We start from the raw sequence: 2,234 nt of genomic DNA, 5'->3' as shown, positions 1-2,234 counted from the left end.
CCTGCGCCAAGACCAAGGCCGTTACCTCCTATATTTGGTCCATTACCGCCAGCTACCGACCCGGAAACAGAAACAGCAACGGATACAGAAACCGTAACGGATACACTTACCGAGACTGAAACCGTGACAGAAACGGAAACTGAGGTCGTCGATACACAAGCACCTGAGTTTGTATCTGAATCGATAGTTACGCGTATTGATGCAACCGGTTTAAAAACGTTAGTTAAACGCAGTGATTTACCTGAAGAGTTTGTCACGGATAATGTTGATGACAATATCGTTCCAACCTTGACTACACCATTGGGTAAATTGCCTTCTGGTAAGCATTTAATCACTTGGTTAGCACAAGATGAAGCAGGTAACTCAACATCCAAGCAGAACCAATTGATTATCAACCCGATTATTAATCTCGGGCAAAATCTGCAAGTCAAAGCAGGCTCTACCATTAAATTACCAGTATTGCTGTCAGGTTATGCGGGGCAATACCCAGTCAATGCCCAGTTATCTACGTCGGGTAGTTTGGCGGCTTCAAACTTTGATTTAGCAACCTCGGTATCATTAAACCAAGGAGTCAAGGGTAGTACCTCCTTGACCATAGCTGATACCGCGATTGCAGGTAATACGTTAACAATTCGTTTAACAAGCGCCAATAACGCTGTCATTGGTAAGCAAAGTGCGCTAACCATTGAAGTTGTGGCTGATAACACATTACCAGTGGTTAACTTACGTCAATCAACTGAGGGCGATAAAGCCACGGGGCAATTGACAGTAACAGCGTCAGTTAACGACCATACACCTTCAGATAGTTACCAATACACTTGGTTTTCAGATGATGCCAACATCAACGACTTAAATGACGATGATAATGAGCTGACTTATCAGGTTGACCTAGCAACATTAACCCCGGGTAGTTACAACCTGACATTTGAAGTCACTGAGCAAGATGCAGAAACAGTGAGTTATCAAACCGTGATTGTTGTCACTGCCCCTATCGTATTAGTAGAAGATATCGATTCAGATAACGATGGTATTTCAGATAAAGACGAAGGCCTACAAGACTCAGATAATGACGGCATTTTAGACCATTTAGATAATCAGCCTAACCCGGCCTATTTACCTATTTCTGATAATGTATCTCGTCCATTAAAAGTTAAACCAGGTCTACAACTTAGCTTAGGTAAAACCAGTATTCGAGCGAAATCAGGTTTAGCGAAAGATGCTAGTTTATCGGTAGAAGAGCTCAGTCAATTTGCTGATACCTCTGGCCAGCAAGCAGACAACTCGGTAGTGGAGTTTGAACCTGTTTCAGAGATTATCGACTTTGAAGTCACAGGATTAAGTAATGCTGGGCAAGTCGTCGAAATTGTTTTACCACTGCCAGATGGGGTGACATTACCTGCCGACGCAGTCTACAAGAAATATACGTTAGCCACGGGTTGGCAAACATTTGCACAAGATAGTGACAACCAACTTGCATCAGCACCTTTAGATGCAGATGAGCAATGTCCAGATGCTGATGCTGCCGCTTACACTGCTGGTTTAACACAAGGCCATGCCTGTATTCGTATTGCTATTTTAGATGGCGGTCCAAATGATGCAGATGGTCAAGCAAATGGGGTGATTGTCGATCCAGGTGTGATTGCGGTTGAAGTAGAAGTAACTGAAACTGAAACTGAAACTGATAGTGTGACACAGAGCGATACATCAACTGAAACGGACACTGAAACAGCTACTGAAACGGACACCGAAACCGCTATTGAAACGGAAACAGCTGTTGAAACGCAAACGGAAACAGAAGTGGAAGTGACTGAAACGGAAGTAGAGACCGAAACGGTTACTGTCAGTGAAACCGAGACAGAAACAGAAGCACAACCTGTTGCCAAATCAAACACTAAACCAAGCACAGGTTCGAGTGGTGGCGGAGGCCATACTCAAGGGGTTGTTATCATAATGCTACTGATATTCGCCTATCTGCGCCGAGTAACCTTACAATACAAATAATGATGCCCAATAATAAAAGCCCTGATTGATCAGGGCTTTTTTATTCAGTGGGATTTAGCCATCTAAAGGCTGTAAAAATCGGTCTGTTCTAGGCAAAAAATAGTTCTCATAATCAAGAGAAAAAACCACACTTTGACTGCGTCCGACAATTTCGGCTCTTGGCACAAAGCCTATCATTCTCGAGTCAGCGCTATTATCTCTGTTGTCACCTAGCACTAAATAATGGTTGGCTG

Annotated in this window: 2 protein-coding genes; one reads left to right on the top strand and one right to left on the bottom strand. The window is 43.3% G+C overall.

Features of this window, described 5'->3' with window-relative positions; all coding sequences use genetic code 11:
* The coding region (locus tag HR060_RS19235; RefSeq protein ID WP_217434982.1) for a thrombospondin type 3 repeat-containing protein at positions 1 to 2,001 on the top strand (2,001 nt) is incomplete at its 5' end.
* A 54-nt stretch (positions 2,002 to 2,055) separates the two neighbouring features.
* On the opposite strand, the gene lepB is transcribed toward HR060_RS19235, so the two are convergent.
* Positions 2,056 to 2,234 (bottom strand): signal peptidase I (gene lepB / locus HR060_RS19025; protein WP_174201849.1); only part of this gene is annotated, 179 nt, incomplete at its 5' end.

Origin of the sequence: Marinifaba aquimaris (genome assembly GCF_013328345.1) — a bacterium.
Lineage (GTDB): Bacteria > Pseudomonadota > Gammaproteobacteria > Enterobacterales > Alteromonadaceae > Marinifaba > Marinifaba aquimaris.
The sequence above is the reverse complement of the archived record's forward strand: the minus strand, read 5'-3'. Positions and strand labels throughout refer to the sequence as shown.